30 protein-coding genes are annotated in these 26668 nt (G+C 65.5%); 25 read left to right on the top strand and 5 right to left on the bottom strand.

The genetic code is table 11. The features are described from left to right. Window positions 1-53: 53 nt before the first annotated feature. From ABD655_RS16285 to ABD655_RS16235, 11 genes are read left to right on the top strand one after another with little or no spacing between them, the layout of a single operon-like run. A complete protein-coding gene (locus ABD655_RS16285) occupies window positions 54-1163 on the top strand; it encodes an extracellular solute-binding protein (RefSeq protein ID WP_344710369.1) in 1110 nt (369 codons plus the stop codon). Beyond that, complete coding sequence (locus ABD655_RS16280; protein WP_344710367.1) at window positions 1163-1915, top strand: SDR family NAD(P)-dependent oxidoreductase; 753 nt, start codon at window positions 1163-1165, stop codon at window positions 1913-1915. The genes ABD655_RS16285 and ABD655_RS16280 overlap by 1 nt, the downstream gene beginning before the upstream one ends. 13 nt (window positions 1916-1928) lie before the next feature. Continuing rightward, window positions 1929-2732, top strand: a complete 804-nt coding sequence (locus ABD655_RS16275; protein WP_344710365.1) for an HpcH/HpaI aldolase family protein — start codon at window positions 1929-1931, stop codon at window positions 2730-2732. Next, window positions 2725-3546 carry an IclR family transcriptional regulator gene (locus ABD655_RS16270; protein WP_344710363.1) on the top strand — a complete coding sequence of 274 codons (822 nt, stop codon included), beginning with the start codon at window positions 2725-2727 and terminating at the stop codon, window positions 3544-3546. The genes ABD655_RS16275 and ABD655_RS16270 overlap by 8 nt, the downstream gene beginning before the upstream one ends. Further along, complete coding sequence (locus ABD655_RS16265; protein WP_344715601.1) at window positions 3543-4490, top strand: ABC transporter permease; 948 nt, start codon at window positions 3543-3545, stop codon at window positions 4488-4490. Before ABD655_RS16270 ends, ABD655_RS16265 begins: the two co-directional genes overlap by 4 nt. Then, on the top strand, window positions 4487-5299 hold the full coding sequence (locus ABD655_RS16260; protein WP_344715600.1) for an ABC transporter permease: 813 nt from the start codon (window positions 4487-4489) through the stop codon (window positions 5297-5299). The genes ABD655_RS16265 and ABD655_RS16260 overlap by 4 nt, the downstream gene beginning before the upstream one ends. After that, entirely contained in the window at window positions 5299-6459 is a 1161-nt protein-coding gene (locus tag ABD655_RS16255; RefSeq protein WP_344715598.1) for an ABC transporter ATP-binding protein, read from the top strand. The genes ABD655_RS16260 and ABD655_RS16255 overlap by 1 nt, the downstream gene beginning before the upstream one ends. Next, the gene (locus ABD655_RS16250) at window positions 6456-7430 is read left to right on the top strand and encodes a cyclase family protein (protein WP_344715596.1); all 975 of its coding nucleotides are present in this window, start codon (window positions 6456-6458) and stop codon (window positions 7428-7430) included. Before ABD655_RS16255 ends, ABD655_RS16250 begins: the two co-directional genes overlap by 4 nt. A gap of 39 nt (window positions 7431-7469) precedes the next feature. After that, complete coding sequence (locus ABD655_RS16245) at window positions 7470-8432, top strand: DUF6282 family protein (RefSeq protein WP_344715594.1); 963 nt, start codon at window positions 7470-7472, stop codon at window positions 8430-8432. A 50-nt stretch (window positions 8433-8482) separates the two neighbouring features. After that, on the top strand, window positions 8483-8857 hold the full coding sequence (locus ABD655_RS16240; RefSeq protein ID WP_344715591.1) for a carboxymuconolactone decarboxylase family protein: 375 nt from the start codon (window positions 8483-8485) through the stop codon (window positions 8855-8857). Continuing rightward, on the top strand, window positions 8850-9749 hold the full coding sequence (locus tag ABD655_RS16235; protein WP_344715589.1) for a cupin domain-containing protein: 900 nt from the start codon (window positions 8850-8852) through the stop codon (window positions 9747-9749). Before ABD655_RS16240 ends, ABD655_RS16235 begins: the two co-directional genes overlap by 8 nt. 35 nt (window positions 9750-9784) lie before the next feature. Here ABD655_RS16235 and ABD655_RS16230 read toward each other — a convergent pair whose 3' ends face one another. Then, window positions 9785-10708, bottom strand: coding sequence for an MBL fold metallo-hydrolase (locus tag ABD655_RS16230; protein ID WP_344715585.1), 924 nt, complete (start codon window positions 10706-10708; stop codon window positions 9785-9787). Between the two features lie 113 nt (window positions 10709-10821). Here ABD655_RS16230 and ABD655_RS16225 point away from each other — a divergent pair, with 113 nt between their 5' ends. From ABD655_RS16225 to ABD655_RS16185, 9 genes are all read left to right on the top strand, one after another. Next, on the top strand, window positions 10822-11841 hold the full coding sequence (locus tag ABD655_RS16225; RefSeq protein WP_344715584.1) for an alpha/beta hydrolase: 1020 nt from the start codon (window positions 10822-10824) through the stop codon (window positions 11839-11841). A 37-nt stretch (window positions 11842-11878) separates the two neighbouring features. Continuing rightward, entirely contained in the window at window positions 11879-12727 is an 849-nt protein-coding gene (locus ABD655_RS16220; protein ID WP_344715582.1) for an N-acyl homoserine lactonase family protein, read from the top strand. Then, complete coding sequence (locus ABD655_RS16215) at window positions 12724-13575, top strand: SDR family NAD(P)-dependent oxidoreductase (RefSeq protein WP_344715577.1); 852 nt, start codon at window positions 12724-12726, stop codon at window positions 13573-13575. The genes ABD655_RS16220 and ABD655_RS16215 overlap by 4 nt, the downstream gene beginning before the upstream one ends. Continuing rightward, a complete protein-coding gene (locus ABD655_RS16210; protein ID WP_344715574.1) occupies window positions 13572-14480 on the top strand; it encodes an NAD(P)-dependent oxidoreductase in 909 nt (302 codons plus the stop codon). Before ABD655_RS16215 ends, ABD655_RS16210 begins: the two co-directional genes overlap by 4 nt. Then, entirely contained in the window at window positions 14477-14875 is a 399-nt protein-coding gene (locus ABD655_RS16205; RefSeq protein ID WP_344715572.1) for a cupin domain-containing protein, read from the top strand. Before ABD655_RS16210 ends, ABD655_RS16205 begins: the two co-directional genes overlap by 4 nt. Then, a complete protein-coding gene (locus tag ABD655_RS16200) occupies window positions 14872-15285 on the top strand; it encodes a carboxymuconolactone decarboxylase family protein (RefSeq protein WP_344715571.1) in 414 nt (137 codons plus the stop codon). Before ABD655_RS16205 ends, ABD655_RS16200 begins: the two co-directional genes overlap by 4 nt. Continuing rightward, complete coding sequence (locus ABD655_RS16195; protein WP_344715569.1) at window positions 15278-16207, top strand: NAD(P)-dependent oxidoreductase; 930 nt, start codon at window positions 15278-15280, stop codon at window positions 16205-16207. Before ABD655_RS16200 ends, ABD655_RS16195 begins: the two co-directional genes overlap by 8 nt. Before the next feature lie 67 nt (window positions 16208-16274). After that, window positions 16275-16934, top strand: a complete 660-nt coding sequence (locus tag ABD655_RS16190) for a GntR family transcriptional regulator (RefSeq protein ID WP_344715567.1) — start codon at window positions 16275-16277, stop codon at window positions 16932-16934. Between the two features lie 43 nt (window positions 16935-16977). Beyond that, window positions 16978-17736: a carboxymuconolactone decarboxylase family protein gene (locus ABD655_RS16185; protein WP_344715566.1), complete on the top strand. Its 759-nt coding sequence runs from the start codon at window positions 16978-16980 to the stop codon at window positions 17734-17736. Here ABD655_RS16185 and ABD655_RS16180 read toward each other — a convergent pair. Beyond that, entirely contained in the window at window positions 17721-18299 is a 579-nt protein-coding gene (locus ABD655_RS16180) for a carboxymuconolactone decarboxylase family protein (protein ID WP_344715562.1), read from the bottom strand. The two genes, ABD655_RS16185 and ABD655_RS16180, sit on opposite strands and share 16 nt — an antisense overlap. 118 nt (window positions 18300-18417) lie before the next feature. On the opposite strand from ABD655_RS16180, the gene ABD655_RS16175 reads away from it, so the two are divergent. From ABD655_RS16175 to ABD655_RS16155, 5 genes are all read left to right on the top strand, one after another. Continuing rightward, the gene (locus ABD655_RS16175; protein ID WP_344715559.1) at window positions 18418-19347 is read left to right on the top strand and encodes an alpha/beta hydrolase fold domain-containing protein; all 930 of its coding nucleotides are present in this window, start codon (window positions 18418-18420) and stop codon (window positions 19345-19347) included. A 303-nt stretch (window positions 19348-19650) separates the two neighbouring features. Continuing rightward, window positions 19651-20874, top strand: a complete 1224-nt coding sequence (locus ABD655_RS16170; protein WP_344713540.1) for an IS256 family transposase — start codon at window positions 19651-19653, stop codon at window positions 20872-20874. Window positions 20875-21850: 976 nt separating this feature from the next. Continuing rightward, complete coding sequence (locus ABD655_RS16165; protein WP_344715557.1) at window positions 21851-22372, top strand: DUF1877 family protein; 522 nt, start codon at window positions 21851-21853, stop codon at window positions 22370-22372. A gap of 207 nt (window positions 22373-22579) precedes the next feature. Beyond that, window positions 22580-23116 carry a helix-turn-helix domain-containing protein gene (locus tag ABD655_RS16160; RefSeq protein WP_344715553.1) on the top strand — a complete coding sequence of 179 codons (537 nt, stop codon included), beginning with the start codon at window positions 22580-22582 and terminating at the stop codon, window positions 23114-23116. A gap of 195 nt (window positions 23117-23311) precedes the next feature. After that, entirely contained in the window at window positions 23312-23734 is a 423-nt protein-coding gene (locus tag ABD655_RS16155; protein ID WP_378721544.1) for a hypothetical protein, read from the top strand. A gap of 199 nt (window positions 23735-23933) precedes the next feature. Here ABD655_RS16155 and ABD655_RS16150 read toward each other — a convergent pair whose 3' ends face one another. The 3 genes from ABD655_RS16150 to ABD655_RS16140 form a co-directional block, all read right to left on the bottom strand. Then, window positions 23934-25532, bottom strand: a complete 1599-nt coding sequence (locus ABD655_RS16150) for an alkaline phosphatase family protein (protein WP_344715549.1) — start codon at window positions 25530-25532, stop codon at window positions 23934-23936. 113 nt (window positions 25533-25645) lie between these two features. Next, the gene (locus tag ABD655_RS16145) at window positions 25646-26386 is read right to left on the bottom strand and encodes a CDP-alcohol phosphatidyltransferase family protein (RefSeq protein ID WP_344715548.1); all 741 of its coding nucleotides are present in this window, start codon (window positions 26384-26386) and stop codon (window positions 25646-25648) included. A gap of 5 nt (window positions 26387-26391) precedes the next feature. After that, a complete protein-coding gene (locus tag ABD655_RS16140) occupies window positions 26392-26535 on the bottom strand; it encodes a hypothetical protein (RefSeq protein ID WP_344715546.1) in 144 nt (47 codons plus the stop codon). Between the last annotated feature and the right edge of the window lie 133 nt (window positions 26536-26668).

The raw sequence follows: 26668 nt of genomic DNA, 5'->3' as shown, positions 1-26668 counted from the left end.
TCCTTTGGGGCAAGAACGTGTGTGCAACGAAATTACAAGCGAAAGGCGAAACCGTGTTGAAAAAGAAAAATCGATTGCGTACCCCGCTCGCAACTGCCGGGTTGGTGGGTGCCCTGTCTATCGCCCTCGTAGCCTGCGGTGGAACCGCGAACCCCGCGAGCACCGGTGAAGGCGCGGCTCCCCAGAGTGACGTGACGTTGATTTGGGAGGCCACGGGAGCATCGGAGGATCGCCGCAAGATCGCCTATCAGGATCCGTTCACGGCTGAGACAGGCATCAAGATCGAGAGCGTCTCCTCGCCATCGGCCGTGGCGCAGATCCAGACGATGGTCGACGCCGGGAACGTCATTTGGGATATGACCCACAAGGGCTCGTACACAGCCAACCAGTACTGCGGCACGCTGTTTGAGGAGCTGTCGTTCGATGGCCTCTCTGTGGACGCGTTCCCGGAAGGTTCCACCACGCCCTGCTCGCGGCCAGTTGCTCGCTACGGGTCGGCGTTCGCGTACGACGCAGCGGTGTACACGGACAAGGTGCCCACTAAGATCACCGACTTCTTCGACGTGGAGACGTTCCCCGGCAAGCGCGTCATTCTTGGTACCAACGCTCGTGGCGTGCTGGAGGCGGCACTGGTCGCAGACGGTGTGCACCCCGACGATCTCTTCCCGATGGACGTCGACCGCGCGATCGCCAAGCTCGACACCATCAAGGACGACATCATCTTCTCGCCGACGCTGCCGGCGTTGCAACAGACTCTTGTGGACAAGCAAGCGACGATGACCCTAGCGCTCACCGGTACCTTGCCCACCGCTAATGACGCTGGAGCGACGATGGCTCCCGTGTGGGACTTCACCGCGTGGAGCTTTGATGCCTTCATGGTGATCAAGGGCTCCAAGCACGCGGCGGAAGCGGAGCAATTCATCGAGTTCGCCCTTCAGCCCGAGCGGGTCAAGCACTACGCCGAGCTGGGGGGAACCACGCCAGTGCGACTGGACGTCGACTTGGCCACGATCAAGTACACCGATTCGCAGAAACTCTTCAACCCTTTTATTGGAGAAGTGATCGACGAGGAGCGCGGAACGCTGACGCTTCAGGACCCTGACTGGTGGGCGGAGAACTCCAGCTCCGCAACCGAGGCGTACGTGGCATGGCAGGTGGGTTGATGGCTGGACAGGCTCCTGTGGCGATCGTCACCGGCGCGGCGGGGGGTGTCGGCCGCGCCGCGGTCGACGCCCTCCGGGAGCGCGGCTATTCCATCGTCGCGGTGGACATCACCCCCGCAGTCAGCGAGCTGGCCGTCCGCGAAGGGAACACCCCCGCGGTCGTCGCGTTGATCGCGGACGTGCGTCATACGAGCACCGCAACTAGAGCGGTCGCGACCGCCGTCGAGGAATTCGGGCGGCTGGACCTGCTGGTCAACAATGCCGGACGGTTCCATCGGCGCTCGATCCTCGAGTCCACTGACGAGGAGTTCGACATGCTCGTCGAGATCAACGTCCGGGCGCCGTTCGCCTTTTCCCGCGCTGCCGTTCCGCATCTGCGGGAATCGAAGGGTTCGATCGTCAATCTCGCATCTGTCGCCGGCTTCATCGGAGTGGCTCAGCAGCCGATCTACGCCATGACCAAGGGGGCGATCGTCCAGCTGACGCGTCAGCAGGCCATCGAACAGGCACCGCACGGAGTTCGCGTGAACGCAGTCGCACCCGGCGCGGTCGATACCGACTTCACCGCCGAGGCGACCGCGTCCGATCCCGACGCCGACGCAACTGCTCGAGCCTCGCTCGCACGTCACCCGATCGGCCGTTATTCGACGCCGAGCGAAGTCGCCGAAGTGATCGTCTTCCTCGCGTCTGATGCGGCCAGCGGCATCACCGGCGCCGTCGTCAACGTTGACGGCGGATACCTCGCTCAATGAATGGAACTGCATCATGACCGACAATTCCGTGACGGGCACGCGAGGGTTCGCCCGGCGCCTACGTGACACCGATCACTGCCTGTGGGGCACTTGGGTGAAGATTCCTGCGATGGAGACGGTCGAGATGATCGCGATGGCGGGCTATGACTTCGTGATCATTGACCAGGAACACGCACCACTTAGCTTCGAATCGGTCTACCGGACCACCTCCCTCGCCCAGGCTCTCGGTCTCCAGGTCCTGGTGCGTGTGCCTGACCGCAGTGGGAGCCATCTGCAACGGCTGCTGGACATCGGTGTAGACGGTATCCATATTCCGCGGATCAGCGACGTCGCCGAAGCACGCCGCGTCGCGAGACAGATGATGTTCAGTCCTGCGGGGGAGCGCGGCCTGGGCACAACGGCACGCGCCGGCGGGTGGGGTGCCCTCACACGGACCCAATACCTGGAAACGGGTGATTCGGACGTGATGCGTGCAGTGCAGCTAGAGGACGTGGCGGTCCTGGAGCAGGTCGAAGCCATCGTCAACGTGCCCGAACTCAACGGAGTCTTCCTGGGCGCCGGCGACCTCGCGCTCTCCTCCGGTCTGCCGAGCAGCGACCCCAAGATAGAGGCCCTGGTCGACCGGATGCTTGCCGCCGCCGCCACGCGCGGACTTCCGTGCGGTGCTGCCGTGAGCACTGCGGCGCAGGCGAAGGCTGCCGCCGACCGCGGCTTCCGTTACGTCATGATCAGCAATGACGCCAGCATCTTCCGCGAAGCGGTGACGGGCATCCGCCGGGAACTAGCCGCCCTTGCATCGGAAAAGATCCATGACTGAGCAACTCGAAACCGGGCAATACGCGTCGGCCAAACGCAGGCCCGCCCAGCCGCCGAACAAAGTCAAAGGAGCGGACATGACATCACCCGCGAAACCAGAGCCCAGTGCGAGAGGGGACATCCAGGTGGTCTCACGCGTCGCTGCACTCCTTGACTGCTTTACGCTCACCTCGAAATCACTCGATATCCAGCGGGCGGCCAGTGTGCTTGGTGTCGGCAAATCGACGGCTCACCGATACCTCGCCTCGATGGAGAAGTCGCGGCTGCTCGAACGAGACGACTTGGGGAAATACGTTCTCGGGCCCAGCCTCGTGCGCATCGGCGCGGTCGCCTTCGCGGGACCGGGGTTGGTCGAGGCCGCGGGGCCGGTGATGACGGAGCTCGCATCCGGCATCCTGAGCACGATCGTCCTGAGTGTATGGGGTGGGGACGCTCCCGTCGTGGCTCGGGTCGAGCGAAACACTCAGCAAACCACCACGGTGGCAGTCGACGTCGGGCGCTCGCTCGAACCGTATTCGGCCCAGGCAATGCTCTTCCGCGCCTATCGCAGGGGCCTCGACGGCGAGTCGGCCGATTCGGCGACGATTTCTGAGCACACCATCCCGGACTCCCCGACAGGGGAGAAGGTGATGGTCGCCCGCACAACCTACGCGGACGGCGCCCTGCGGGCGATCTCCGTTCCGGTCCTCAGTCGCAACGGCTCCATCGTTGCCAGCCTCGCGGTGCTCGGTTTTGGCGTCTCGCTGCCCGAAGCCGATGACGAGATGGTAATCGCCCAATTGATCACTGGTTCGAGGAAGATGCAGAACTCATGACCACCGGCACCTCCACGCGGGCCGCGGCCACGCGCACGGTCGAGAATGACCAATCATCAAAACAGGGACGTGTCCAGCGCGGCCGTCGTGGCCGGTTCCGTACATGGTTCTCCAACGCGCTGCCCACAATCCTCTTGATGCTGCCGGCAGCGGTTGCGTTGTCGATGCTGTTCTTTTACCCATTGATCCGCATCATCGAGATCAGCCTGACCCAGCCGGAGCCGGGACTGGGTAACTACATCGACATGTTTACGGACGGCTACACCGTGACGATCCTTCTGCGGACAGTCTGGGTTTCGTTCATCGTGGCTCTGGTCACAGTGACTCTCGCATTCCCGCTCGCCTACGCGATGACGATTTGCAAGCCGCTCACCCGAGCGATCCTCTTCACGATTGTCCTCATCCCGTTCTGGACGAACGCGACGGCCAAGAACTTCGTCTTTCTCGCCCTGTTTCAGCGCGATGGCGTGATCGACGACTTTCTGCAGCAGTTCGGCATCAACTATCCGTTAATCGGAACGCCCTTTGGTGTCACCATCGCGATGTCGCAGGTGCTTCTGCCGTTCGCCGTGCTGCCGCTGTACGCGAGCCTCGGGCAAATAGATCGCCGGCTCCTCGACGCCGCGGTGGGCCTCGGCGCGACCCGCCGGCGCGCCTTCTTCAAGGTGTACGTGCCACTGTCGGCTCCCGGTCTCGCTGCCGGCCTCATCCTCGTGTTCATCCTGTCGCTCGGCTTCTACGTCACCCCCGCGATGCTCGGTTCGCCCCAACAGGCGATGATCGCGCAACTCATCATGGCCCGTGTCCAGCTCATCCTGGACCTCGGCGGAGCCGGGGCGATTGCGATCTTCCTCCTGGTCGTGACGATGCTCTCCCTCGGAGTGAGCCGACTCATCGCCGGTGGCCGGTCTCGCGGCACCAACAGCCTGGGAGGTATCAAATGATTACCAAACCCTTGCGGCCATGGACGCCGCTGGGCATCGCCGTCATCCTCGTGGCCGCACTTCTGTTGCTTCCCGCGGTGCTCATCGTGCCCATGAGTCTTTCGAGCGGCAGTTCCTTCCAGTTCCCTCCTCCCGGATGGTCGCTGCGCTGGTACGAGAATCTCGTCACCGACAGCGGGTGGCAGCGGGCAGTGGTCACGTCGTTGCAGGTCTCGGCGCTGGTCACGCCTCTCGCTCTCGTGATCGGGACACTGGCGTCGTTCGGCCTCCATCGAATGACCCGCAAGGCTCGCATCGTAGGGCTCGGCATCCTGGTCTCTCCATTGGCAATTCCGAATATCCTTATCGCTCTAGCCGCCTACGCGTTCTTTCTCCAGCTCGGAATGAGCGGAACGATCCACGGCCTAGTCTTCGCTCAGACGTGTCTGGCGATCCCCTTTGTCGTAATCGCCGTTTGGGCGCGACTGCAGGGGTATGACCGGTCTCTCACCTCGGCCGCGTTGAGCCTTGGGGCATCGCAGCTCACGACGTTCCGCACTGTCACGTTGCCGCTGATCATGCCGGGCGTCGTGGCGGGGGCCGTGTTCGCGTTCGTGTCGTCGTTCGATGAGCTCGTCATCGCGCTCCTGCTGCAGGGCCCAGGGGTGGTCACACTGCCCGTGAAGATGTTCGACAGCGTCGTAGAAGAGGCCGACCCGACCATCACCGCCGCATCCACAATTCTCGTCGTCGCAGTCAGTGTCGCTGTGCTGCTGGTGCAGCTGAGCTGGCTCCGACGTGAACAGCGCACCAAAAAGGACGGAAACTGATGAGCACTTCGATGAAAGCCGGACGGATTGAGATCCGCGATCTGGTTCTGCAGTACCGCAACACCGCGACACCTGCAGTCGACTCGATCAACCTCACGATCGAGCCTGGGGAGTTCATGACCCTGCTGGGGCCCAGCGGTTCGGGCAAGACAACCACATTGAACCTGCTCGCCGGCTTTCTCCAGCCGACTGCCGGCGATATTCGCGTCAACGATCAGGATCTTGTAGCGGTGCCGCCCAATAAGCGGAGCTTCGGCATGGTGTTCCAGGATTATGCGCTCTTTCCCCACATGACCGTCTTCGATAACGTGGCTTTTCCGCTCCGGCAGCGAAAGACCGCGAAGTCCGAGATCCGCGACCTCGTGCACGACGTGCTCTTCAGGTTCGGGCTCGCCGGGTTTGAGGCGCGCAAGCCCGCCGAGCTGTCCGGCGGTCAGCGGCAGCGCGTTGCTCTCGCCCGTGCGACCGTGTTCTCTCCGTCGGTGCTGCTCTTGGATGAGCCGCTCGGGGCTCTGGACCGGAAGCTGCGTCACCAACTGCAAGCTGAGATCAAGAAGCTGCACCGGGAACTGGGCCTCACGTTCGTGTTTGTAACGCACGACCAGGACGAGGCCATGTTCCTCTCCGACAAGATCGCCGTGTTCAACAAGGGGCGCATCGAGCGGGTGGGCAGTCCGACACAGCTGTATGACGATCCAGGCACACAGTTCGTCGCGGAGTTCCTAGGAGAGGCCAACGTCCTGGACGGCACGTTCACCACAGACGGTGGATATGAATGGCACGGCCGGCGAGTGGTGGCGAGCCGGCCGATCGTCGCACGCGACTCGCTCCTGATCATCCGTCCGGAGAACGTGCTGATCGGTGACGAGTCGATCGCGACCCCCGAGCGCAACGCGTTCCCGATCGCCATCGTGGACGTCTCCCACCTTGGATCGTCGACGCGCGTGGACTTCCGCTTCGTCGATGGACCCTACGGGACCGCCCGGCTCGAGTCCGGCATCGGACGGATGCTCAGCCCCGGTCAGGCGGCGTGGGCGGCGTGGCATACGGATGACCAGCGCTTCGTTACCCCCGACCCGGACCTGCTTCATCGAGGAGGACTTGACCTCGAAGTCGAGCTGGCCAATGTCGGCGGACCCCTGCCGAAGGCGGCGCGATGACCGCCGTCGAGCCGTACGAACATTACCGAGAGCGTACGGATGCCCCGCCCGGAACAGTGTGGGGGGCATTCGGAGACCGCGACGATCTCGGCATGCTCAACTTCCTCACCTCGCAACAGACGCGGGAGGCGGCCGCGTTGGTGCGGACCGGCGAGGTGATCAGTCTGGACTACCCCGTGAACACCTTCGTGCCGAGCATCTCGGGTACGCGTCCCGCCGCGCGGCACACGATTTTCTCGAACAACCCGAACCACCGGGATGACTGGCTCGACTCGTTCTACCTGCAGTCCAGCTCGCAGATCGACGGACTGCGTCATATACGGCATCCAGAAGCCGGATTCTACGACGGCGTCGCGGACGACGAGATCGCCGAGGGAACCCCACGGCTCGGGCTCCACCATGCGTCGGAGCGCGGAATCGCTGGGCGCGGAGTGCTTCTGGACATGACGAAGTACTATGCCGATCGTGGGCTCGAGATGCCCCGGACCGAGGCCTTCACACCGCAGATCCTTGAGGCCGCCGCTGCACATCAGGAGCTGGCGTTCCGGTCGGGTGACATCCTGCTGCTCCACACCGGATGGGCCGAGAATTACCTCTCTCGAACCCCGGAGGAACGGCAACGAGGATCGGCGGGGCTGCACCAATCGCGCGCCATGCTCGAATGGCTGTGGGACAGCCAGTTCAGCCTCGTCGCCGCCGACAACCCGGGGCTCGAAGCGTTCCCCGTAGATCCGGACTCCGGTTTCTTCTCGCCCGGGGAACAGCTGCCCGAGCGGGGACCCAGCCACAACGGCATGATGCATCGCTTTGTCATCCCCCTCCTGGGCCTCATGCTCGGGGAACTGTGGCGACTGGAACCCCTCGCCCGCGCATGCGCGGCCGACGGGCGGTACGAGTTCTTTCTCACGGCCAAGCCGCTCAATCTCGTCGGCGCTGTCGGGTCTCCACCCAACGCGCTCGCCATTCGGTGACCTCCTCACCGCCCGACTCCGACCAACGAAGGACCACTCATGACCATCAATGCCCTTTCACATCTCTACCGCGAGGACCTCGATGCGGATCGTCTGCACGAGGACGAGGAGGTCGATGCGATCCTGCAGGGCGCCGTCGACCTCCACGTGCACCCGAGCCCTAGCCCCTTTCCTCGACGCATCGGCATTCTCGACGCGGCCCGGGACGCGGCTGAGCAGGGGTTCTCCGCCATCGTCGTGAAATCCCACCACGCCTCGATGCAGACCGATGTGCTCGCGCTGCACGACGCGGGCTTGGCCGACGTCGGCATCCACGTCTTCTCCGGCATTGCGCTCAATCGCACTATCGGCGGCCTCAACCCGTATGCCGTCGAGCTTCACCTCGCGCTCGGGGCGAAGGTCGTGTGGTTTCCGACGATCTCATCTCAGGCGCACATCGACTTCCATCACGTTCACCACAACAGCCGGTTCCCGACGACGAACCTTGGCCTGCGCGAACACGAGCCCATCTCTATCCTCGGTGAGCACGGCGAGCTGGTGCCCGAGGTCCACGACATTTTCGATGTGATCAAGAACCACGATGCGATCCTGAACGCCGGACATCTCACTGCAGACGAGATCGACGTGCTCGTCCGAGGTGCGCACGACGCCGGAGTGAGCTCCATCGTCGTCAGCCACCCGACCTTCATCATCGGGGCGTCTCCCGAGCGCTGCGGCGAGTGGGTGGGGCTCGGCGCGAAGGTGGAGCACTGCCTCGCCCTGGCCGTCGGTCGAGCGGAGTCCCCGCTTACGCACGAGGCGATCCTGCCGTACCTCGAGGCGTGCGGTCCGGACGGGACCATCTTCTCCTCCGATCTGGGGCAGGCCAACAGCATCCTGCCGGTGACTGGGTTCCGCCGGATGGTGCGCCGGATGCTGGATGAAGGGTACGCGGCATCCGATATTCGCACGATGGTCGGGACGAACGGCCGCCAGCTGCTTGGTCTGGACGCACCGGCATGAGGCCTCGCGAAGCGGAGGGCGTACGAGCCGGCGAGGTGCGGCGCCGCGACATGTTCGGCGATGTGCTGGTCGATGCCAACTACACCTTCGCCGATGAGTTCAATCGGCCGGTGCAGGACTGGCTGGCCAGCGCGGTCTGGGCGGACGTCTGGACACGGGAGGAAGTCCTCGACCGTCGCACCCGGAGCCTGCTCACCATCGCGATGCTCGTGGCGCTCAATCGGCCGGAAGAACTCGAGATGCACGTACGGGCGTCACTAACAAACGGGTGCACGGTCGAGGACATCCGAGAGGTGCTGCTCCATACCGGTCCCTACTGCGGCGCCCCGGCCGCGCTTTCCTCGTTCCGGGTCGCGGAACGCATCCTCGCGGAAGAAGGGTTGCTACCTCCGCGCATTTCACCGAAAGGCGTCGACCATGTATGACCCCTCTGATCCCAGAGCCACACTGCAGAAGACCGCCAGCCAGGTGCCTGCCGCATCTGAGTTCTCGGAGGCGGACTACGTGCGCTTCTACGCCGAGCCCCCGCAGATCAGCGACGACAACCGCCGCACCTGGTACGCGCGGGGCCAGAACTTCGTGATCGAGTACACGGAACTGGCCGGCGAACTCACCCTCGAGCGCACAGGGCAGGCAGACGAGTACGTACTGTATCTGCCCGGCGAGGGCATCACCGCCGTGGTGTCCACTCCCAGCGAGCGTGCTGAAGCGAACGGGCGCAGCCTCGTGATCGTTCCGCCCGGCGATAGCACCGTGACGGTGCGGGGAGAGGGGAGAGTCATCCGGATGCTCTCCCACCGTGCCGAGGACCTGACCGCGATGGCCGCAAATGCGCAGGCCTACGCCACAGCGCATCTGAATCTCGCGCCGCTCGTGCCGTGGCCGGCGCCCGTCGACGGTTACCGGGTGCGGGTCTACGATCTGTCCGGACCGGCGCCCGCAAAGCCCGGGTTTCGTGTGTTTCGGTGCACGACCTTCATGGTCAACATCTTCGAGCCCTCAGCCGGCCCGCGGGACGCCAATCGGCTCTCGCCGCATTCCCACGACGACTTCGAGCAGTGCTCGTTCGTCATGCAAGGGGAGTTCATCCACCACCTGCGCTGGCCGTGGACGACGCGCCGGTCGGCGTGGCGTGACGACCAGCACGAGCCCTGCGCGGCGCCGTCCGTGACGGTGATCCCCGCTCAGGTCATCCACACCAGCCAGTCTGTGGCGTCCGAGACCAACCAGATGCTCGATATCTTCTCGCCTCCTCGCCTGGACTTCTCGCTGAAGGAGGGCTGGGTGGTCAACGCCGACGAGTACCCGCTGCCGTGAGCCGCTCGCCCCGTGATAGGGAGGGCCGCCGCTTCTCAGACCGCTTCGCCCCACTCCGGGTCGTACCCGAACGTCCCGTCGTCATGCGCGACCACCCTTCCGGGAACGCAGCCAGGGAAATGTGCGGGAAAGAGCAGATCGTCCGGGCCCATGCCCGCGAGCAGGTCGAGGCGGGCGGAGGTCGCTTCCTCTTGGTCGACGCAGTAGTCGGTGCTGCGCGCGGGGAAGGCGAGCTGGAGCGCGTGGTGGATCATGTCGCCCGAGAAGACGGCTCTGCGGCCGGCCGATTGCAGCTCGATGCAGACGTTCCCGGGTGTGTGGCCGGCCGCGGGGACCAGTCGCACGTGCTCGCTGATGCGAGCATCGGGCGAAGAGAGCTGCAGCCGGCCTGCGTCCGCGAGAGGAAGGATGCTGTCGCCGATGTAGTCGCCGAGGCGTGCCACTTCTTCTTCCGCTCCCGTGCTCTGCCAGTAGGCGAGCTCGGCCGCCGTCGTGTGGTACGTCGCGTGGGGAAACGTCGGCGTCCATTCGCCTCCGCGGAGACTGGTGGCGAAGCCCACGTGGTCTACGTGCAGGTGAGTGAAGAGCACGGTGTCGACCTCCTCGAGCGACGTGCCCGTGCGGGCCAGCGCATCGATCCAGGTGTCTCGGCGCCTGTCGAACACCGGGTTCGGCCGGCGTTTGTCATTGCCGATTCCGGCATCCACGAGGATGGTGCGCTCCGCGGTGCGCACGAGGAACGCGCCCATGTCGATCGCGAGAGCACCACCGACGATGTACGGCTCCTGCCAGTACCACGCGTCCCGATCGACGCACCACTGGGTGATCTCCGGAAAGAAGCGCGCTGGGTCGACGCGATATCGCAGCTGCACCAGCGGGTACACCTCGGCGTCGCCGACCTGGATGCGGCGGATCGGCTCGCGCGATCCGGGCGCGCTCGCTGAGGGAGGGATCGTCATGCGGGGACCAAGCTCTCGGCATTGAATGTCAGACGGTAATACATATTAACAATCCTCCGCTACGGCGAATGCCGGGTCAAGCGGTGGGCTTTGCGGGTCGAAAGGAAATGAACATGGATGTCATACGCACGGACTTCACGGTCACCACGGACGACGGGGTCACCATCGCCGTGCGGGAGGTGCGGCCCGACGGCCCCGCTCCGCGCGTTCCGATGGTGCTCCTGCACGGGACGACCATCCCGGGACTGAGTGAGTTCGATCTGCCCGTCCCCGGCGGATCGCTGGCGGAGGACCTCGCCCGCAAGGGGCACGTCTGCTACATCCCGGACGCTCGGGGATTCGGCCGCTCCGAGCGCCCGGCCGAGATGGAGGAGGAGCCTCTCGGGCAGAAGCCGCTCGTGCGCACCATCGAGATCACGCGTGATCTGGATGCCGTCGTCGATCACCTGCGCGACGCGACGGGGCAGAAGCAGGTCGGCATTCTGGGGTGGGGTGTCGGGGCCACGTGCGCCGCGATGCTTGCTTCGCTGCGGCCGGAGAAGGTGAGCCACCTCGTCCTCTACGTCGTCGTCTATGGGGGAGTGGGTGGACATCGCATGTTCCGCGACACGGAGCGGTGGGACGATCCTGCACATCCGTACCGCCTCAACCCGGAGAACTTCGGGGGATACAAGTTCAACGTGCTGGCCGGCCTTGAGGGCCACTGGAACAGGCAGATCCCCGTCGAGGACAAGGACAGTTGGCGTGATCCGGCCATGCTCCGCGCATTTCAGCAGGCGCTGCTCGACGGTGACCCGACGTCTGGCACGCGCCAGCCGCCGTCGTATCGGAGCCCGAACGGCATGCTCGAGGACCTCCATCTGATGGCCGGGCACGGTCAGCGGCTCTTCCATGCCGGTCAGGTCTCTGCGCGCGTGATGATCGTCCTCCCCGAGTACGACGATCTCGCCCGCAAGGAGGACATCGACGTGCTCGTGGAGGATCTCTGCCACGCCCAGGAGATCGACCTCTGGGAGCCGGAGGGCACGACCCATTACCTGTTGCTCGACCGCCCGGAGCGTGGGCGCGACGCCTTCCTGGAGCGACTGGACGGATTCCTCGCCCCGGCGGACACTATCCCGTATATTGTATGATCATCATATAATCTGACGGATACGAAAGGAGGCAGGAATGCCCGAAGAGCAGCGACGCCCGGACGCGCACACCGCCTCCCACCAGGTCGTCATCGCCAAGTACGGCACGCGGGTGGGCGCGCGCAGCGAGGTGTACCTCAACTACCCGCTTTATGGGGAGGCGGATGGCGATATCCGCATGGACTACTTCGTCTGGCTCATCCGAGGCAGCAGCGGTGTCGTCCTCGTCGACACGGGCTTCTCGCCGCAGGGCGGGTCCCGTCGATCGAGGACGACGTTGGTGCCGCCTGTCGACCTTCTGGAGCGTCTCGGTCATCGGGCCGAGAGCATCGACCGCGTCGTGATCACGCACGCCCACTACGACCACATCGGAAACCTCGATCTCTTCCCGAACGCGCAGTTCCTGATCTCCCAGCGGGAGCTGGACTTCTGGGGCTCCAAGCACGCGCAGCGCCGGCAGTTCCACCACTCCACGGAAGATGCGGAGCTCCACACCCTGCAGGAGCTGCATGCGGCGGGCAGGGTCCGCACCTTCTCCGGAAGCACACGGATCGAGTCCGGAATCGACGTGATCGAGATCGGCGGGCACACGCCCGGACAGTCCGCGCTCATCGTGCAGACCGACCAGGGCCCGGTCCTGCTGGCCAGCGACGCCGTGCACTACTACGAAGAGCTCGAACGAGACATGCCGTTCACGTCCGTTGCGAACCTCGTGGAGATGTACGAGGGGTTCGACACCGTCGGCAAGCTCGTCGGGGAAGGGCGGGTGCAACACGTGGTGCCCGGGCATGACCCTGATACGTTGACGCGCTTCACACCCCTGCGGGGCGTCGGTCTCGACGACCTCGTCGCCACCATCGGCACCTGGAAGGGGTCGCAGGCATGAATTCTCGAGGGCTGCGCGGGCGCACCGCGGTCGTAACGGGGGCCGGAAGCGGCCTCGGCCGTGCATCAGCGCACCGGCTGTCGGAGGAAGGTGCCGCTGTCGTGGTCGTCGACATCGATAGCGACGCGGCTGAGCGCACCGCCACGGAGGTGCAGGGGCCCGCCATCGCGGTCCAGGCCGATGTGTCCTCGGAATCCGACGTCGCGCGCTACATGGCAGCGGCACTGGACCGCTTCGGGGGCGTCGACCTGCACCACCTCAACGCGGGCATCTTCGGTGATTTCACGCAGTTGCCCGACCTGTCGGCCGACGAGTTCGACCGGGTGATGGGCGTGAACGTGCGCGGCTCTTTCCTCGGCATCCGCGCCGCCTTCCGCGAGTTCCGCCGAGCGGGAGCCCCGGGATCCATTGTGCTCACCGCCTCGATTGCCAGTCTGAAGGGAAGTGCCGATCTGTTCGCGTACCACGTGTCGAAACACGCCGTCGTCGGTCTTGTCCACAGCGCCGCGATGTACGGGGGGCCGCTGGGCGTGCGCGTGAACGCCGTCGCCCCAGGCATCGTCCCCACCGAGCTGTTCCGCGCGGCACCGAGCGTCGCCGGCGGCAAGAACGACATGGAGCTGCGCGCATCGACGACCCCCTTGCGTCGCGCCGGGACACCCGAGGAGATCGCGGCGGTCTCCACCTTCCTCCTCAGTGATGAATCGGCCTACGTGACCGGACAGGTGTACGCGGCCGACGGCGGGGCGTCCATCGTGAACACCGTTCGTCCCTCCGGAGGCGCGGGCGCCTGGGACGCAGCGGCCGTCGACCGGGCGATCTACGCGGACGCGGGGGTGCAGCAGTGATCGGGCTCAGTGTCGGATTCATCGGTCTGGGCAACATGGGAGGGCGCATCGCGCAACGACTCGGGGGAGCGGGGGTCGAGGTGCGGGGGTTCGACCTCGACCAGGCCGCTGCCGGTCGCGTCGGCGCGGTTGCGGCCCAGAGCGTCGCGTCCGTCGCGGGCGCCAGCACGCTGATCCTCCTGTCCTTGCCGGACAGTCGCGCCGTGGAACGGGTCATATACGACGATGACGGCCTTCTGGCGAGAGCACGCAAAGGGCAGATCATCGTAGATCTGAGTACGGCGGCGCCCGCGTCGACGCGGGGGATCTCGGCCGACTTCGCCGCCCGTGGTGCGTTCTACCTGGATGCCGGGGTATCCGGGGGCGCGGCCGCAGCCGAATCGGGAACGCTGACCCTGATGGTCGGCGGCGATGAGGAGGCCCTTGAGCATGCGAAGCCGGTCCTCGACCGGTTCGCAGCAAAGATCTTCTTTCTCGGGCCGAGCGGAAGCGGGCACACCACGAAGCTGCTGAACAACTTCCTCAACGCGGTCGCTCTGTCGGCGACGGCCGAAGTGATGGTGGCTGCCCGGGCTGCGGGGCTGGACCTGGCGTCGGTGCTGGACGTGCTCAACGCCAGTTCGGGAGTGAACTTCGCGACGCTCAACCGCTTCCCCAGGATCATCACAGGCGATTATCTCGAGGGCGGTCTGTCGAACACCCTCATGCTCAAGGACGTCACCCTGTATGTCGAACTGCTCGCCCAACTGCGGGTGGCGAGCCTCAATGCGGCTGGCCCGATCGCCAGCTTCGGTCTCGCGCGGGCGCTCGGCTACGCGGATGCCATCAGCAACAGCGTCGTCGACGCGCTCGGCGACATATCCGGCGGCATCCGCATCACCCCCGACGGCGAGGAGAATTCATGATCGTCATCCGCCCTCACGAGCAGGTCGGCGCGCAAGGGAAGACGGGGTCGCGGTTCACCGGCGACGTCTATCCGTACCTCACCGGCTCTGTCGATGGTGTGACGGTCAACACGGTGACCTTCAGTCCCGGAGCGCGCACGCATTGGCACGCCCACGAGTCGGGCCAGATCCTGCTGGTGCTCGCCGGAAGCGGGCTCGTGCAGAGCGCAGGCGGCCGCGTCGAGGTGCTGCACGCCGGCGACACGGTGTGGTCGCCGGCTGGCGAGTCGCACTGGCACGGCGCCGCATCCGACTCGCTTATGACGCACATCGCCATTTCGCTCGGCACGACTTCCTGGGCGGCCCCGGTCGCAGACCACGAGTTCGTCGCCCCGACCCCGGAGGTCACGCCATGACCGAAGTCAACAGCAACGACACGCGAACGCGCCAAGAGACTCTCGAGCGAGGCGAGCGCGTGCGCCGAGAGGTCCTCGGTGACGCGCACGTCGAGGCATCGCTGGAAAACGCTACCGCTTTCGCCCGGCCGATTCAGGAGCTGGTCACGGAGTATTGCTGGGGGGTCGTCTGGGGAGGTGACGAGCTCCCGCGGGCGACCCGCAGTCTCGTGAATCTCGCAATGCTGACGGTGCTCAACCGCCCGCACGAGCTCGCGATCCATGTGCGGGGGGCGATCAACAACGGAGTGCTCCCGAGCGAGATCCAGGCCGTCCTGATGCAGACCGCGATCTACGCGGGTGTGCCGGCTTCGCTGGACTCGTTCCGCATCGCACAGCGGGTGCTGGTCGAACTCGGCCACGATGTCTGAGGCCGCGAGCGTCGGGTTCATCGGGCTGGGACGCATGGGAGTGCCCATGGTGGCCAACCTCGTCCGCGCCGGTCACGATGTCCACGGGTTCGACTTGTCATCCGTGGCGCGTGACAGGGTGCAGCAGACCGGGGCGACCGTGCATCCGGATCTGGCCGACATGGCCGGGCGCGTAGACGTGCTCATCCTCATCCTTCCGGACTCCGGCGTGGTCGAGCGCGTGGTGGAGGACTGTCTGGCGTCCGGCGTCTTGAGGCCGGGAGTTCTGATGATCGACATGAGCTCGTCCGAGCCTGCGCGCACTCGCGCACTTGCGTTGGGCCTCGCACCGGCCGGCGTCCGTGTGGTGGATGCTCCCGTTTCCGGCGGAGTCGGCGGCGCGGAGCGCGGCGATCTGACGATCATGGCGGGCGGCGATCCTCGCGACGTGGAGGACGCTCGAGTATTCCTGGAGCCGCTGGGGAGCGTCTCGGCTGTCGGCGCGCTCGGTGCGGGGCACGCGATGAAGGCGCTGAACAATTTGCTGTCCGCAACTCACCTGTGGATCACCGGCGAGGTCATGGCCGCCGGGGCACACTTCGGACTCGACCCGCACGTCATGGTGGACGCCTTCAACTCGTCCAGCGGGCGGAGCGGCTCGACGGAGAAGAAGTGGCCGTCATTCGTGCTGCCCGCGACATTCGACTCGGGCTTCGCCCTCGGGCTCATGGTCAAGGACATGCGCATCGCCCTAGATCTGTGCGAGACGGTGGGCGGTTTCCGGACGCTCAGTGAGGCGTCGGTGGCGATGTGGGAGCAGGCGGCGGAATCGCTACCAGCCGAGTCAGATCACACCCAGATCGCGACGTGGATCGTGGAGAGAGGAGGACGAGTCGACGTATACTCTGAAGGATCGTATGATCGTACGCCAAAGAGAGCATGAAGTGGCATCGACGAATTCTCTAGCGGGAACATGGACGGCTGAGCCCGTGGGACGTGTCGCGGCGCCCTTGCGCGAGCAGGTCACAGCCTCGTTGCGACAGGCAATCCTTGACTTCACACTCAAGCCGGGACAGCGCCTCGTCGAGCGCGAGCTGATCGAGCAGTTGGGGGTGTCGCGTACCACGGTGCGCGAGGCGCTCAGAGAGCTGACCTCGGAGGGCCTCGTCACGGTGATCCCGCAACGGGGCGCGATGGTCACCGCCCCCAGGTTGGAGGACGCTGCGGACCTCTACGAGGTGCGGGCATCGATGGAGTCGCTGGTCGCACGGCGGTTCGTTGAACGTGCCACCGATCGGGAGGTCGCAGATCTCGTAGCGGCTGTCGAGGAATTTGCCCTCGCGGCCGAGTCCGGTGAGGTCGAGGCCATCCGTGAGTTGCTGGGGTCGAAAGCACGCTTCTACGCGGTGCTGATTGCCGGCGCGCGCAGCGTTTCCCTGCAGCAGCTGCTGGAGGGAATCCAGGCCCGCGTGCAGGTGCTGCGTGCCACCTCGCTGTCTGAGACGGGGCGGCTTCCCGAAGCGGTCCGCGAGCTGCGCGCGATCGCGGCGGCGGTCGCTGATCGTGATGCTGAGCTGGCTGCCCGACTGTGTGCTGAGCACGTTCGAGCAGCTGCGGCGACCGCACTTCTGAGCTTGCGCGGTGTAGAAGCCGACGTCGCACAAGACTGATCATCGATCCTTCGCTGACCGTTCTGTCACGAAGGAGAATCACATGGCACTCAGTGCCCGAAAGCAAGAGATCAAAGACGAGTTCGTCCGCGTCCGCGGAGACTGGGATCCCGCGTGGGACTCCGTGCTCGAGCTCGATCCCGAGTTCATGCACGCTTACACCAACTTTGCAAAGGTGCCTTGGGAGAAGCGCCGGCTCGACCCGCTTACGCGGGAGTACATTCACATCGCCGTGGATGCAGCGGCGACCCACCTCTACGCACCAGGAATTCGCGCGCACATCCGAGCGGCACTCCGCCTCGGATCCTCCGCCGCGCACATCATGGAGGTGCTCGAATGCACCGCCACCCTGGGGATCCATGCGATGAACATCGGTGTGCCGGTGCTCGTTGCGGTGCTCGAAGAGCGGGGTTTGCGCGAGGAGCCTGCTCCGCTGTCGCCGGAGCAGGAGCGGATGAAGGAGGAGTTCACGCAAACGCGCGGCTACTGGCACTCCTTTTGGGACGACATCCTCGAATTAGATCCGGAAATCTTCGACGCCTACACCGAGTTCTCATCCTTCCCGTGGCGCACCGGCACGCTGGAACCCAAGGTTCGCGAGCTCGTCTACATCGCTTTCGATGCTGCGGCCACCCACCTCTACGTAAAGGGGCTGAAGCTGCACATCGAGAACGCCCTCGGATACGGAGCCACCGTAGGTGAAATCCTCGAAGTGATGGAGATCGCCAGCCTCCTAGGCATGCACGGCGTCGCGACGGCGATGCCCATCCTGAAGGAGGAGCTTGATCACGTCTCGGAGTGAATCGCGTCGGCCGTCGGAGGCTCGAGGCGGAATACGCGGAGCTGGAGAGCCATGAGTCGGTACCAGCCGACCAAAGTCACCACTTCGAAGATCGCGCGATGACCGAGCGCAGATTCCGCGGCCGACCACTCCTTTGCGTTAAGCCCCGCACGGCGGAGCAGCGATGTGGTTGCCTGCACGAGTACGGCCTCCACAGCACCGGCGGGGGTGAAGGTGCCTGCCTGAATCTGGCCGATCTCGGCATCCGTCACTCCCGCCGCACGTGCGCCTTGACGGTGTGCGAACCGCTCGAAGGCGCTGTCCTCGTGCGCGGCAACCATCAGGATGACAATCTCGCGCCAGCGATCAGGAAGCGCCAGGGCGAAGCGCAGCGCAAAGCCTGCCCGCTCGAGGCCGATTCCGACTGGGGGGCTCAACATCCAAGCGGCGGGGGGTCCGAGAAGCTGCCCGTCCTCGGCGACCAACCGGAACCCCACGTTCGCAGCGACGCGTTGGCCGGTCGCATAACGGTCGTACAGCTCGCGCTGGTCGCCTTCGAGAGCGACGAGATCGAGCGGTGGCACTCGATTCGTCGAGTTCCCCGCTGCAGTTGGCCCGTTGCTATCGATCGACGTCACTCAGCGCACCGCCCTGTCTCGGTTGGTGTATGACAGTATGTCAAACTGACTCGAAGGAGTACAAATGTCCGTTCGAATGGCACTGACCCGCGCGTACGTCAGGTGGCGCTATCGCGCCCGCCACGATCTTGTGCGAACCATGCGACTTCTTCCTGCGCGGCAGGCGCCCGCTCCGGTCCCCGAAGACGTCACCCGGGCGTGTGTTGTGTCCTCCGTCACTCTTCTCGGGGACCGCACCGTGGTCACCGTAGCCCCACGTAGGCAGCCGCCAGGACCGCATGTCGTCTATCTGCACGGCGGCGCCTACGTTTACGCGATCCAGGAGAAGCATTGGACGGTGATCGCGCGCCTCGTCGAGGAATCCGGTGCAACATTTCACATCCCGCTCTACGGGCTGGCCCCGGCATCGACCGTCGACGACGCCTATCCGCTGATCGACGAGGTAATGTCCCGAGTGCGCGCGGAGGCGGGATCGCAGCCGGTCTTCCTAAGCGGTGACTCGGCAGGCGGAGGTCTTGCCCTGGGGCAGGCAATCCGGATGCGCGACGCCGGCGATGAGCCCGTGCGGCAGATCCTGCTGTTCTCGCCCTGGACGGATCTGATGCTCGACGACCCGGCCCTCTTGCGATGGCACCAGCGGGACCCGATGCTCTCGCGCGACATGCTCATTGCGTGCGGTGAGTTGTGGTCGGGTGACCGTGATCCGGCAGATCCGGTAGCGAGTCCGCTGCGGGCGGATTTGCGAGGCCTTCCTCCGCTGGTGACATACATCGGCGGGCACGACCTGCTGCTTCTCGACGCGTGCCACCTGCACGCGAACGTGCGCGCGGCCGGGGGGCAGTCGGAGCTTCAAGTCTGGCCATCTGGCTTCCACGTGTTCATGGCGGCACTGTCCACGCGTGAGGCTCGTGAGGTGATGGCGGACGCCAGTCGGCGTTTCGCCGGCAACGGCATGCGCTCTCCCGCAAGTAGTCAAATTTCGGGGCGACCGTAGACGCCGAAGGATGCAGTCTCCCGCCGGCTATCTCGATCGTCGGAGTGGGTCGCTATATCGATAGCTCAGCGAAGTTGCTAACACCGCACCTCGCCGTTTCGGCTAATGATGGGAAGAGGTGAGGCGAATTGCCTCGCAGGAGGCGTGAAGTGTCCGACAGCTTCCCGGCGCCCCGGCGCGGGTGACGTCCCCTGGAGTGGTGTAGTTCTCGGCGGTGGTGTCGACGTCGTAGACGTTGGTGAGCCATCGTGCGATGGTCAGTGAGAACCGATCAAAGTCACTCACAGAAAGACACAACGCACGATGGCTCTAGACCAGTCTGCCCTCCTCGAGCTCCTCGGGGAACTGAAACTCACCGACGTCACCGACCGGATCCGGACAGCGACCGAGACGCTCTACCAGGAGCTGATCGACGCGGAAGCGGCCGCGTTCATCGGCGCCGCCCCGTACGAGCGGTCCGGCGCACGGGTCGCTCAACGCAACGGCACCCGACCCCGACCGTTGCTCACCACCGCCGGTGAACTCGATCTGCGGATCCCGAAGCTGCGGGCGGGGACCTTCTTCCCGTCACTGCTGGAACGCCGCCGACGGGTCGATCAAGCCTTGTTCGCGGTCGTGATGGAGGCGTACGTCCACGGCGTGAGCACCCGCAAGGTCGACGACCTGGTCAAAGCGCTGGGCGCCGACACGGGGATCTCGAAGTCGGAGGTGTCGCGGATCTGCGCGAACCTCGACGAGGACGTCGCCGCGTTCCGGGACCGGCCGCTCGCGGACACCGGCTACCCGTACGTGTTCCTCGACGCGACCTACTGCAAGGCCCGCGTCGGCCGGCGGGTCGTCTCCCAAGCGGTCGTCGTCGCGGTCGGCGTCGCCGCGGACGGGCGTCGGGAAGTGCTCGGTTTCGAGGTCGGCGACACCGAGTCGCAGCCGTTCTGGACCACGTTCCTGCGCTCGTTGAAAGCGCGCGGGCTGGACGGGGTGAAGCTGGTCATCTCCGATGCTCACACCGGCCTGATCGCCGCGATCGAGACCGTATTCCAAGGCTCCAGCTGGCAGCGATGCCGGGTTCACTTCATGCGCAACGTGCTCGCCAACGTGCAGAAGACCGCCGGACCGATGGTCGCATCGATCATCCGCACGATCTTCGCGCAACCCGACAAGAAGCACGTCCACGCCCAGTTCGACGAAGTCGTGCGGATGCTCGGCCGCTCCCACCCGAAGGTCGCCGAGATGCTCGAAGACGCCCGCGACGACCTCCTCGCGTTCGCGGCGTTCCCCTACGCGCACTGGCGGCAGATCTGGTCCACCAATCCGCTGGAGCGGGTGAACAAGGAGATCAAGCGTCGCACCGACGTCGTCGGCACGTTCCCCAACCCGGCCGCGCTGCTGCGCCTGGCAGGGCACGTCCTGATCGAACAGCACGACGAATGGGACGGCGCCGACCGCCGCTACTTCAGCGAGCACTCCATGAAGCTCCTCGACGTCACCGAAGAGGAGGTCGCAATCCCAGAACTCGCTGCGGCATAATCACAACAGCTGAACTCGCACGGTGTCGAGAAACTCCACCACTCAGAGGGACGCCACCCCCGGCGCGTGACCGACAGCGCGTTGCGATTCTCGAGATGTCTGGAGGCGTAAAGGTGCCGAGGCCGGGTACCCGGGCGACCGCCGCCAGATTAATTCCGCGCCCACACAGTGCCCAGAACTGAAGACGATTCGCCCGGATCGAGCAGGATCGTGGTCAAAATCTGCCAGGCTTGAACGGCGTGAATCCGGGGCCTTCTGAACAAGAACGAACGAGAAGGACGAACCTCTCCAGGTTCAGAGCCCACCCCAACTATGATCGGTCGCGGACTCTCTGGGGAGCGCCTTGCTGACACCGCCTGATCGTGACATTCTGTCTCGCGCCTGCCGGGACTGGCTTGCATGGATGGACGATCACCGAGCGGGAATCGACTACTACGCCGTCAAGATTCGTGCCCACGTGCTGCCCACGAACGACTCGGATCGAGGTTGATTGTGGTCGGATCAGAACTGAGTTCACCAGGTTCAGATCCGCGAAATTTCGGGGATCCCGGGCGCAGAAGAAACGAGCAGGATCAAGAAAGACGTAGCTCGGCGGGATTCAAATCCCTCCGTCTTCGCCAGTAAAAGACCTGATCAATTAGCATTTCTGATCGATCCTGCCACGCGATCTGCCACTTCTGCCACGTTTGGGGCGTCGCGATTGCTGAGCGGATAGTGCAGCGCGGCGCCCGACGCCCAGGCGATGTGCGAAGCTCCGACGGTACTGTTGGCCAGTTCGGCAGGGCTGCACTGGCGACCGTGAGCGCGAATCCCTCGGTCTCGGTGCGGGCGTCGTTCGGGCGCTCGAACTGAAGACGACGTCTTCTCACTTGAGTTCGGCGCTGCCATTCCTCCACAGGGCGACGCCTGTTCGCGTTGTCCCCCATCGGCCAGATGCTGGGCTGCCGGCCCTCTCTGGGAACGGGATCATCGGCGCATGGGAATCAGATACTACGCATACGCGTTCGACGCCGACCTCGCGCAGCAGGCGGTCGACGACCCGCACAGCATCCTCTCCAGCGACCCGCTCGCCGACGCGTGGGGCATGGAGCCGCATGCGAGCGTCAGCGTCGCGACGTTCGAGCAGACCTCGCCCAAGCACGAGATGCTCTACCTCGACAAGTCCTGGTCGGCTCTGCAGTCGCTCACGCAACCGCAATCGGGCGGGACCAAAGTCGGTTCCTCGCATCGCATGTTCGAGGGACACGTGACGATGCACGAGATGGGGTGGGACCCGTGGGTGAGGACGATCCTGCCGGAAGAGGTGCCGGCGATCCGCGACCACCTCTGCGCGATCGACGAGTCGCGGGTGCGGACGTGGGCGCAGACCTGGCGCAGCCGGCACGGAGCCGACGATGAGGACGAACTCCGATATGTCCTCGATTTTCTTCGACGGGCTCAAGAGTTCGTCGAATCGCTCGCGGCTGATGGCCGTGGAATGGTCTACCTCATCGGGTGACTCCGTTCGAGGGGACGCTCTCCGGATCGGCTGATGTCGGCGTCGCCCCGAGCAGGAATGTGGAACTATGCGCTGGCGGGGCTGGGGCGTTCTGAGCCGACCGCCGATGCGCTGCACAGGACGGTCCGACCGTTTGTCGATGGACCCGTGCTAGCCTAATCGCAACAAACGCAAACTGTTGCGTTCATGCTTATCGAGGTGATTTCTGTGTCCCGCGCTGCCGTGGTTGAAGAGACATATCTCCCGAGCGGGGTCGACGAGCTTGCTCCCATCTCGGACTTCCTGAACGCCCATGAGGCGGCGGGGCGGATCGTGCCTGAGCTGCGCTACTTCCTCGCCGGGGCGCGCCCCGGTGACCAGGTCGAGCTTCCGGAAGAGGTCTACCTCGCCCTCCGCAAGGTCGTTGACGCGATGCGAAGTGGCCTTGCTGTCTCGGTTGTGCCGCAGACGACACGCCTGACGACGCAGCAAGCGGCGGACCTGCTGAACGTGAGCCGGCCAACCGTCGTGAAGCTCCTCGACGAAGGTGAGATCCCTTTTGAGAAGGCCGGAACGCACCGCCGTGTTCTCCTTGCGGATCTGCTCGAGTATCGGGACCGTCGACGCGAGCGCCAGTACGACATGCTTGCCGCGACCCGCAACGACGTCGATGAAGAGAACGTCGCTCAGGCGCTCGAGGACCTCAAGTCGGCCCGAAAGGCTGTCGCGGCACGGCGATCTTCCAGGCTCCGCTCCGCTGACTGACAGGATGGGGTCGTGTTCACGGCCACTCTCGACACCAGCGTGCTGTGGCCGAGTCTGCAACGCGACTTCCTCCTGTCCCTCGCGATCGAGGGCTCCTACCGACCGACGTGGAGTTCAGCGATCCTCGAGGACTCGAGTTCCATGAGGAAGCCAAGCTCGTTGGACGCGGCACGGCGAGGGATGAGGCCGCCGAGCGTGCGTCGGACTCTCGTTGCGGCGATGCGACGTGAATTTGCCGACGCGGAGGTTGAAGGCTGGGAGCCACTGGAGGGGACTTTCGGGCTGCCCGATCCAGATGACGAGCACGTCGTGGCGGTGGCGGTCATCGCGGGAGCCGGAGCAATCGTCACCGACAATCTCAAGGACTTCCCCGCCGACAAGATCCCGCCAACGATACAAGTACTCAGTGCGCGTGAGTTCGCGAGGAATACTGTCGCGCTGAACCCGCAGCGTGCGGTGGCTGCCGTGCAGGAGATCGCGCAGCGCTCTGGGCACCACGGAGATACGCTCACCGTCGATGCGATATTCGCCATTCTCCGCGACCGATACGGCATGATCGGAGCTGTCGAGATGATGGTCGAATCGTCGAGTGAGAGCGAGCGTCCGGACGTGTTGTAGGCACTCACATCGGCTCGTTCCTGCCGCCACGTTTCTGCCACGAATCGAACCCAACCGACCTGATCGAGATGACACATCGCGCCGCTCCGTCTTCGCTAGTTCTCGCGTATTTCGTCGGCCTCCCACGCTCGCGCCTCAATCAACGGCCCCATGCCACCGCCTGCTCGGGGCGGGCGGCCCGGTTCCTGCGCCGCCGACCTCATTCGGCGCTGAACGCCTCGAGGAACCGGTCGCGGAAGTCACTCATCGGCCAGATGGGTGCGTGGGGTGAGGGCAGCATGCCGTCTTCCCATTGCCATGCGTCGATCGCGTCGAAGACCGCCGGGTCTTGCGCGACGATGCTGATCGGCACCTCGTGGCCGGCGTCTGGGCCGCTGACGATCCTGGCCGGCTGATGGTCGCCGAGGACGACGAGCACCAGATCGCGGTCGTCGGATTCGTGGAGGAACGCGAACATCGCACCGAGGGAATAGCGGATGGACTGGGCGTACGCCTGCTTCACGCGCTCCGGGTCCCGCCATACGTCGGATGCCGACTCACCTTGCAGAGGTTGCGGACCGAACACGGAGCCGTCGCCGATCTCGGACCAGGGCACGAGCGTGGGCAGCGGTGCCCATGGCGTGTGCGACGAAATGAGTTCGACCTCCGCCATGACCGGCTGGTGGGGCCCGGCGAGCTCGTGGTCGGCGAAGTGCTTCCAGGTGTACTGGTCGGGGATCGGCGCATACCCGAACGGCGGCCCGCGATAGCCGACGTTGTTCGCGTCGAGCAGGGTGTCGAAATGGTAGAACGACGTGCCGAACGACCACGTCTGCGTGTTCGCCGGCGACACACTGACCGTATGCCACCCGGCCCGCCGGAATGCCTCGCTCAACGTGAGGCGGTCACTCCGGATGACCTTGCTGTAGAGCGGCTGCCGGTCGATCCACAGCCCGGTATGGAGGGTGGAGTGCGCCAGCCAGCTGAGGCCGCCGAACGTCGGCGAGGTGAGGAACGCGCTCTGCGAGCCGTAGCCGTCGGCACTGAGCTGCGTCTCGCCGTCGCGCAGCACACGCCGGACGCCTGCCGAGAAGCCCGAGTCGTGCACGGCAACCCGCCCGTAACTCTCGACGAAGGCGAAGACCACGTCCTTGCCTGCGAGCGCGGTCAGGAGAGCGGTGCCCGGGGTGTCGCGGTACGGGTCGTCCGCGATCTGGCGCGGCAAGTCGGCGACCGCCGCAAACGCGCCCGCTGCGTGCGCGACCGACGCGCCGATGGCGTCGAGCGAGGGAGCGACTGCGGCCGGTTGGCCCGCCACCAGGTGTGAGCCTGTGAGAGCGGCGACGGCCCAGGCCGCGGTGACGACCGAGAGCGCGACCATTCCCTGCCCGCGAGCGCGCTCGCGCACTTGAGCAGGACGGATGGCCGCGCTCACGCGAAGTGCCGCCCATCCGAGCAACACGACGACCCCGACGGCGAGGACAGCGATAAGCACCACGAGGGCGCTCGCGGCGGATCCGCCGATGGCGCCACGCACGACGCCGAAGGCGTCGCCCAGCTGCTGCCAGTCGAGCGGATCGAAGGCGATGTCGAGCACCGCCCGGTACCCCGCGTCGATGCCCGCGATCGCGATCGCGACGACGATGACGATGGCGAAGGCGGCCGCGACGGTGACGCGTGCGAGTCGCCAGGGAAGCAGAAGCAGCAGGAGGACGGCGATGATCGGCTCCGCCGGCAGTGCGATGAGCGCTGCCGGAGAGCCATCCGCCACCGCTCCCGGGACGAGCGGTACGAAGACGAGCAGAACGATCGCGGCCACCAGCCAGGCCCGCCCGTTCGGGAGGACCTCCAGGCCGATTGAACTCCCTCTTCCGCCAGCTCGTGACCGTGCTGATCCCGACTGCTCGTCACGCGGGCCGACTCCTACGCCGGTCACGACGCGCGCGCCTCAGCCTCGGGATCGGCATGGTCCGCCGCACACCGGGCGTGGCCGTAAGCGGCCAGCCACACGACGTCTCGGCCGAACGACTCGACGAGCAGGGCGAGAGCGAGGGCTACGAGCAGTGCGCTCGCGAACACGGGGACCAGGCCGGATGCCGCGGTTGCCAGCGTGATCCCTTGCGCGGCGGTCACGACCTTGCGCCAGTAGCGGTACGGCAGCGGCGCGCGAAGCCACGGCAGCATCCATCCGGCGGCCAAGAAGGCGTATCGCATGAGCCCGATCGCGAGCACCCAGGGGCCGAGTGTCTGCGCGACGTACGCGCTGAGCGCGAGCAAGAGGAACGAGTCCACCTCCATGTCGAACCGGGCACCGAGCTCGGTCACGCTGTCCGTCCGTCGTGCGACCCAGCCGTCGACCGCGTCGAGCGCGAGCGCCGGCACGGTCAGGCCGATGAGGAGCGGCACCGGGATCGGCGCGACGAACGAAGCGACGACCAGCCCGGTGATGATGGCGACCAGCGCCGACCTCGTCGCAGTGACGACGTTGGCCTCGCCGAAACGCGAGGTGCGCCGGCGTCGCAGCCCGACGACGAGGATCGCCGTGCTCGCGGCGAGGTACGCGAGCGCGGCCGTCGAGCCGATTGCGGGCAGCCCCTCGACTGCCCAGATCAACGCCACGCCCACCGCACCGAGCCCCGCGAACCCTATCGGCGCGATGTGTACCTCGGTCATCGCGATCACGTGAGATCGGTGGCGCATACCCCGGTGGCGACGAGCGTGACGAGAAGTTCGTCAGATGGTGGATCGTCGAGTTGTGCCGTGTGCCTCTCGAACGGAGCGGCATGGTCGGGCAGCAGGGCGGCCGTGACATCGCGTGGCATCGGCGGTCTTCTCTTCTCGCTCTCAGGTCGGCGTCTGAGGGTGAAGATGAGGCGTGCCGGGTCGACCACGTCCCGTCTTGGTGCCTCACTATAGCCATCCGCGGGCATGGCCTCTACAGCGGGTCTCGCGCCC

This window comes from Microbacterium terregens (assembly GCF_039534975.1).
In the GTDB taxonomy this organism is placed as follows: domain Bacteria; phylum Actinomycetota; class Actinomycetes; order Actinomycetales; family Microbacteriaceae; genus Microbacterium; species Microbacterium terregens.
The sequence above is the reverse complement of the archived record's forward strand: the minus strand, read 5'-3'. Positions and strand labels throughout refer to the sequence as shown.